The organism is Wolbachia endosymbiont of Nasonia vitripennis, assembly GCF_048054115.1.
Taxonomy (GTDB): domain Bacteria; phylum Pseudomonadota; class Alphaproteobacteria; order Rickettsiales; family Anaplasmataceae; genus Wolbachia.
In genome coordinates, this window is the sequence record NZ_JAFEVF010000011.1 from 23,484 (window position 1) to 29,483 (window position 6,000).

The window sequence follows — 6,000 nt, forward strand, 5'->3', positions numbered from 1 at the left end:
CAATCCTATAAAAAAGGTTCTGTCGCATCTATAAACCATAGGAAAGAAGATCATTAAAGGTGGGATTATAGGAGTTATGAAGCCATTAACATAGCAAAATTCTCAAAAGTAGAAACATTATTTTAATAATTTGTCTTTTTTGAATCATACGAATATTTTCTATGCCTGTGATGGTAATCTTTGCGGAATGGAAGCTTTTAAACCCAAGCATTGGCTTTATTAGTTTTTTGATAAATCTATCAACAATATTATTTAGATATTTTATTTGAAGAACTGTAATCTTCAGAAATTTCTGCATTCAAATCATCAAGAGCAGCAGTATTACTGCCGCTTTTATCAATTACAATTTTCTCAGGAAGATAGTTACTCCTGAAGGCTTTACGAAAGAATGCAAGTGCTGCAGACTTGTCTCTACTAACACACAAGAGGAAGTCTACAGTATATAAATAAACCCATTTACCGTTTAATTTAATGTAAGTCTCTCCAACTACTACCAACCTGCTTCTTTCTTTTCCTTACTGCCTCATCTATCAGTGGTGATAACCCACCTTTGTAACGTAGCATTTTGCTCCCCTTATACTCATCATTTCTTCCAAATCTCGATAGCTCAAAGAGAATCGACATTTCATGTATACAGATAACATCCGCTGAAAAGCTAAATCCTTTGAAATATGGCAACAATTTTTGATTGATACGAAACATCTTTGCTTTTTTTTTAGACAATTATATCATTCTTCTTTCTACTTCCCTACAAATGCGACAGAACCTTTTCATGATACTGTTTATAATCCTCAAGACTCTTTGATATTTTGCCTTTTAACTCTTCTTGCGAATCTTTGCTTTTTAACGTTTCTTGCAAATTTTTGTCTTTTAACAACTCGTTAGCGTTAGATTTTTCAATTTTTGGCTTCCACTCATCATATGTATATTTTTGTTTCCCACCATATTTTGTACCATAACACTCGCTTCCTGCATTAAATATTTCTTCGTTACAGATTTTATCACCCTGATAAAAGTAATCGCTTATATTAATTTTATCGCTAGTTAAAGTTTGTCTAATTGCTGCTTTATTTTCTGCAAGTTCTTCTCTGTACTTGTTAATGCAATTTAGTAATTCTTTTTTGCAATCTGTAGTCATAAGCTGTTTCCTTTAATAAAATAATTAATACTTTATTACTAATCTGAGGTATACTAAGGTAGTGATAAGAAGTCCAGCATCTACAAAGTTTGTTTAAACTATTTTCAAAACGAATAAAATGTAATTTTAGGTAAATAAAATGAATTACGATGTAATCATTTCAGGTGGTGGGCTAATTGGTCTTATTACTGCTATTGACCTGAGTAATGACTCTATATCTGTAGCCATAATTGAGAAAAATAGTTTACCACGTGCAGTTGATGATAATCGAGCATTTGCCATTTCTCAAGGGTCAAAAAAAATACTAGAAAAATTAGGGATTTGGCAGTTCTTAGAAGATGAAGCTGAACCAATACTTGATATATGCATATTAGATGGAGATAGCCCATTTACTGTGCATTATGACCATAAAATGGTTGGTGAAGAGCCAATGGGTTATGTAATCAAGAGCGCTATTATATGGAATGCAATTAATAATAATTTTTTGCATAAACTCAATATATATTCTCCACGTTTCTATAAAACAATCGCTTGTGACGAAGGATACGTGGAAGTTACTCTTGATAATGATCAAAAATTGATATCATCGCTATTTATCTGTGCTGAAGGTAAAAACTCTAAGCTGCCAGAGTTGTTTTCTATAACAATAATAAAATTTGATTATAAACAAAATAGCATGGTATTTAATGTAAAACATGAACTACATCACCAAAACTTAGCTGTAGAGCGGTTTTTTCCTGGTGGTCCATTTGCAATTTTGCCAATGAAAGGTGGCTATACTTCTTCAATAGTTTGGACAGAAAAATGCGAAATTTCAAAAATGCTGATGAGCTTATCTGAAGAGGAGTTTATCATAGAACTCAAAAAAAGATTTGGTTCTTATTTGGGAGAAATTGAATTAGAGGGTGAAAGAAAATCTTACCCTTTGAGTTTTACTTTTGCGAGAAAGCTTCATAAAAGCAGAATTTTGCTTATTGGCGATGCAGCACATTCAATCCATCCAGTTGCAGGTCAAGGACTTAACCTTGGAATGAGAGATGTAGAGAGTGTTATTAGACAAATAACTGCTGCAAAATCCTCTGGCATTGATGTTGGCAGTAATTATCTATTGAAGAAAATTTCACGTGATAGATACTTTGATAATTTTACTATGGCACTTGCAACTGATGGACTAAATAGAATATTTTCCAACAGAATACTTTGCGTTAAAGTTCTGAGCAATCTTGGTTTAATGGTAGTTGAAAATTCAGATTTTCTTAAAAAAAGCTTCGTTCGACATGCTATGGGGTTTATATAAATCATTAGATTTCTTTCATCATAATCAGGTGTCATTAGAGTAGTTGACACTGGAGCCCAAATTCCATAATGTCATGCCAGTGCCCAGACACTGGCATCCAGAAAAATTTATAAGCAAACTTGAGCTTATGCTAAATTTGATGAAATGAAAAACTGAATTCCAGCGTCACGCACTGGAATGACAAGAAAAAGGGTACTGGCATGACATTAAATGATTTTCCTTATTTTAGCATTAAACGCGATGAAGAAAATCATTTATAATCGCTATAGCAACTAGTGTTGAAACCTGACGTACCTTTTGGCTTGACAAACGAGAGTTTTTATCTGATTTGACAACAAGGGCTTCTAGATGACTTTGAAAGTAAATATTACCATGCTTATCTTCGATAGCTTCTATTACCCCGTCATTGGCAAATGCTGCAATTTTATATCCAAGTAGCTCTAGCCTTCTTCTATTCTCTGTAGTATTACTTACTGTACCTGAATGAGCATTCGGAAAATAAGTTGAAAACCAGCCATTTTGATTAGGTAGTAAAAATCTAGCTACCACTTTTTCCAAACGACTACCTGGAACAATTTTTATCTGCTGAAGAGATATATTCTCTTTTTGTGGATAGGATGATGATTTTAAATGATTCTTCTCATCATTAACAACATTTGTTATTTCAATTTCTTTTGCATGCATAATGTCTTGTAAACCACCGCATATGGCAAGCAAATGAATTGTAGGATTGTCATCTACTATTTTTACAATTGCTTCATTCACAAGCTGGCGGTAAGGGTTAAGAGCTGAATGAAAGTTATCTGAAATAAATATTCTGTTTATCTTTTGCTCTTTGATAAATTTTGCAACTTCAACTTTTATTCGATCTAGTATCAGCTTTTTTGCCAATATTTCATCTTGTTTTGCGAACTCTTCTTGGATTTCTTTTAGATTAATTATTTTGTCGTAGTCAATGAATATAGTTTTAACCCCAAAATTATTGAATATCTCATAGATATTTTGAGATTCATCTGTTTGCAATAAACCAACAATTATATTATAATTTACTGCATTTTCCACTGTCAAAGCAGATAATTCTTTGTTTACTTTTTCACTATAAGCGATATTACTTAATAGTAGAAATGTAATTAATAGTATATTAAATATTCTATTGTAACATTTATACATTATTTCCTAAATAATTATATTAATATTATAATATATTATAGAACATTAAGAAAAAGAATGTGGCCTGAGCAGGAATCGAACCAGCGACACAAGGATTTTCAGTCCTTTGCTCTACCAACTGAGCTATCAGGCCAACTACGTACTTTCATTTTTAGATAAAAAACGTTATCATGTCCATCAAAAGTTTTTGAAGTATAGAAACAAAGAATGAACATTAGTAACAAAATAGGAATTTATCCTGGTACATTTGACCCCATAACTTTTGGGCACCTTGACATAATAAAAAGAGCATGTAAGCTAGTCGATAAGTTGATAATTGGTGTTGCAGAGAATGTTAATAAACATACTAATTTTGACATAAGACTGCGCACAAGCATGGCTAAAAATGAAGTGAAAGGAGCAGGAATTGATGCAGATATTATATCCTTTAATGGGTTGCTAGTGAAGTTTGCCAAAGAGCAAAATGCTTCTGTTATTATTAGAGGACTGAGAGCAGTATCGGATTTTGATTACGAGTTTCAAATGAGTTGGGTAAATTATAAGCTCTTTCCTGAAATCGAAACTATATTTCTTCCTGCATCTGAGGATACTCAATTTATCTCATCAAGTTTTGTAAAGGAAATAGCGAGATTAGGAGGAGATGTTAGCAACTTTGTGTCAAAAAGTGTCCAAAGTGAATTGATTAATCTAAATAGGGTAGAAAATGGAGAATAAGTATTTGTTGTCTTTTTTATTTCCAAACGAGTATGTTAGATGTGTAAAATATTGTAAGCTAAAGGAGAGACATGTTAAAAGTGAGGGATAATAATGTAATAGTTTGCTGCCGTGGTGATGAGAATGATGATGGTTCTGGTCATCCAATAGTATACTTACACAAAGAAGGAGAAATGTATTGTCCTTATTGTAATAAGTCAATGGATGAAATAGTGAGTGCCGAAGAATTTCAATCTGTTGAGGTGAAAGTAATAAGCAAGAAGGAAAGAACCAAAGGTTAATAGTACTTCATTTTTTTAGCTTATGTAAATAGCAATGAGAGGGGCAGTAAAAATGAAACTATCCATACGGTCGAGTACTCCTCCATGGCCTGGTATAATACCTCCACTATCTTTAACATTGTAAACTCTTTTGATGAGTGACTCAGTGAAATCTCCAAGTTGGGCTAGAATAGCAACTATCAAACCAATTATTGGAGAATAAAAAATTGGAAATAAACTCAAAAATATTGAGCCAAAAATTGTACACACTATTCCAGCTAAGACTGCACCAAAAAGTCCTAACCAAGTTTTCCCAGGGCTAATGATTGGACAAATTCTAGTTTTACCAAAATTTTTGCCGAAAAAATAGGCAGCAATATCAATGCTCCAAATAGTTAAGATAAGCCATACTAATGCATATTTTCCCTGTGGTAGATTATATAGGCATATTAGCGAGGCATTTGGTAGTGCGATTAATAGTAATGCGAAAATGTATAAGATTCTATTGCCCTGAGTTAGATTATACCATTCAAAAGAAGATAAAACTGCAATTGAAAAAATTAGTAGATAAAATGATAAATCACTGAAATATGTAGCAAAAGAAAATATGAGTAATATTACTATTGAGGACAATATTCTAACCATAAAGTTATTATCTACCATATTTTTTTTCTCTTTTCGTATAATCTTCTAGTGCTTTGGTCAAATCTTGACAAGAAAAATCGGGCCACAAAGTATCACAAAAATACAATTCAGCATAAGCTGCTTGCCATAATAAAAAATTGCTTAACCTTTTTTCGCCACCAGTGCGAATTAATAAATCCAATTTTGGCAAATCTTTAGTATACAGAAATTTTTCAAATTCCTCTTCCAATACGCAATCAATATTTCCTTTTATGACGTTGTTGATAGCATGTATAATTTCCTGCTTTGCTCCATAACTAACTGCAACAGTGAGTAATAGACCATCGTTCTTATGTGTCACTTCTTCTGCTTTTTTGATTTGATCGAATATTTTACTGGGCAATAGACTTAAATTGCCAATAAAATTTAACTTAATGTTACAATTGTAAATGAATTTCATTTTATCTTCATTAGTTAAAGTGTAGTAAAATAAATTAAATAGGTAGTCTGTTTCGTTTTCAGATCTGAGCCAATTTTCCATGGAAAATGCATACAAAGTTAAGTAAGGTATGGCCAGGACTGTGCAATGCTTAGCAATATCAAATGCAACCTCACTGCCTTTTCTATAGCCATCAATTTTTACCCTTCCTTGATTGTTTGCCCACCTACCATTACCATCCATAATAATTGCTAGATGTTTTGGCAGAGATTCTAGATTCAACATTTGAATTCAACCTGTTCTAATTAGCTTAATGTGTAATAGTTTAGACTTGATCTGACAGGCATGAATTAACTGA

The 6,000-nt window shown here is 32.4% G+C and carries 7 protein-coding genes, 1 tRNA gene and 1 pseudogene; 3 read left to right on the plus strand and 6 right to left on the minus strand.

What is annotated here, in order from left to right; translation table 11 throughout:
• Window positions 1-74: 74 nt before the first annotated feature.
• Window positions 75-702, minus strand: a pseudogene (locus JR053_RS02750) (IS6 family transposase).
• A 46-nt stretch (window positions 703-748) separates the two neighbouring features.
• The gene (locus JR053_RS02755) at window positions 749-1,138 is read right to left on the minus strand and encodes a hypothetical protein (protein ID WP_416603468.1); all 390 of its coding nucleotides are present in this window, start codon (window positions 1,136-1,138) and stop codon (window positions 749-751) included.
• 139 nt (window positions 1,139-1,277) lie between these two features.
• Between JR053_RS02755 and ubiH the strand changes: the two genes are divergently transcribed.
• Complete coding sequence (ubiH, locus tag JR053_RS02760) at window positions 1,278-2,435, plus strand: 2-octaprenyl-6-methoxyphenyl hydroxylase (protein WP_010401294.1); 1,158 nt, start codon at window positions 1,278-1,280, stop codon at window positions 2,433-2,435.
• A 231-nt stretch (window positions 2,436-2,666) separates the two neighbouring features.
• On the opposite strand, the gene JR053_RS02765 is transcribed toward ubiH, so the two are convergent.
• Window positions 2,667-3,605, minus strand: coding sequence for a gamma-glutamyl-gamma-aminobutyrate hydrolase family protein (locus tag JR053_RS02765; protein ID WP_010401296.1), 939 nt, complete (start codon window positions 3,603-3,605; stop codon window positions 2,667-2,669).
• A 60-nt stretch (window positions 3,606-3,665) separates the two neighbouring features.
• Window positions 3,666-3,738, minus strand: a tRNA-Phe gene (locus tag JR053_RS02770).
• A 74-nt stretch (window positions 3,739-3,812) separates the two neighbouring features.
• Here JR053_RS02770 and coaD point away from each other — a divergent pair.
• Together coaD and JR053_RS02780 are read left to right on the plus strand one after the other, a co-directional pair.
• Window positions 3,813-4,319, plus strand: a complete 507-nt coding sequence (coaD, locus tag JR053_RS02775) for a pantetheine-phosphate adenylyltransferase (protein ID WP_007302835.1) — start codon at window positions 3,813-3,815, stop codon at window positions 4,317-4,319.
• A gap of 71 nt (window positions 4,320-4,390) precedes the next feature.
• Window positions 4,391-4,600 (plus strand): zinc-finger domain-containing protein, encoded by a 210-nt coding sequence (locus JR053_RS02780; RefSeq protein WP_007302836.1) that lies wholly within the window; start codon window positions 4,391-4,393, stop codon window positions 4,598-4,600.
• A gap of 15 nt (window positions 4,601-4,615) precedes the next feature.
• Here JR053_RS02780 and JR053_RS02785 read toward each other — a convergent pair whose 3' ends face one another.
• Both JR053_RS02785 and uppS read right to left on the minus strand, forming a co-directional pair.
• The gene (locus tag JR053_RS02785; protein WP_007302837.1) at window positions 4,616-5,242 is read right to left on the minus strand and encodes a phosphatidate cytidylyltransferase; all 627 of its coding nucleotides are present in this window, start codon (window positions 5,240-5,242) and stop codon (window positions 4,616-4,618) included.
• Window positions 5,232-5,927 carry a polyprenyl diphosphate synthase gene (uppS, locus tag JR053_RS02790; RefSeq protein ID WP_007302838.1) on the minus strand — a complete coding sequence of 232 codons (696 nt, stop codon included), beginning with the start codon at window positions 5,925-5,927 and terminating at the stop codon, window positions 5,232-5,234. Before uppS ends, JR053_RS02785 begins: the two co-directional genes overlap by 11 nt.
• Between the last annotated feature and the right edge of the window lie 73 nt (window positions 5,928-6,000).

Coding starts and splice junctions, on each gene's coding strand:
- coaD (WP_007302835.1), top strand. CDS start 3,813: ATGAACATTAGTAACAAAATAGGAATTTATCCTGGTACATTTGACCCC.
- JR053_RS02765 (WP_010401296.1), bottom strand. CDS start 3,605: ATGTATAAATGTTACAATAGAATATTTAATATACTATTAATTACATTT.
- ubiH (WP_010401294.1), top strand. CDS start 1,278: ATGAATTACGATGTAATCATTTCAGGTGGTGGGCTAATTGGTCTTATT.
- uppS (WP_007302838.1), bottom strand. CDS start 5,927: ATGTTGAATCTAGAATCTCTGCCAAAACATCTAGCAATTATTATGGAT.
- JR053_RS02785 (WP_007302837.1), bottom strand. CDS start 5,242: ATGGTAGATAATAACTTTATGGTTAGAATATTGTCCTCAATAGTAATA.
- JR053_RS02780 (WP_007302836.1), top strand. CDS start 4,391: ATGTTAAAAGTGAGGGATAATAATGTAATAGTTTGCTGCCGTGGTGAT.
- JR053_RS02755 (WP_416603468.1), bottom strand. CDS start 1,138: ATGACTACAGATTGCAAAAAAGAATTACTAAATTGCATTAACAAGTAC.